Below are 445 nucleotides of genomic sequence, written 5' to 3'. Positions count from 1 at the left end.
GGGGTGCGGTGGGGATCAGCACGGAAGTCCCCGCGTATTGCTCCGACCCTCACCGCAGTGATACTTGCCTTGACCGTCCACTCCACACCATCTGTGTCGCTGACGCTCGCCCAGACGTGCTCGTCGTCGGAACGGAACGAGGTGATGGACCCATCGGTGCCTGCGCGGTCGTCGGCTGTTCCGGGTCAAGCCCGCCTTCGCGGCACTCGACGGCGTGCACCACTGGGATGCGGCGCTGTTTCTGGCAAGGTGGGGCCGCCGACCAATTCGATTCGGGTGAGCGCGCATTCGAACACATTGGGGTGGAACATACTTGAAGCGGATTCCATTACACCGCACCCGGCGCCCGCGCTTGAGGTGGACGCTGCAGTGACAGAGCAGGAGCAGGGAAGCGGGTGCCGCCGGTCGCAGCCGGCGGCCTACTGGCCGGCGGGGAGCCATTGAG

It is taken from the genome of Streptomyces sp. NPDC127092 (assembly GCF_042722475.1).
GTDB lineage: Bacteria > Actinomycetota > Actinomycetes > Streptomycetales > Streptomycetaceae > Streptomyces.
This window is presented reverse-complemented; position numbering follows the sequence as displayed.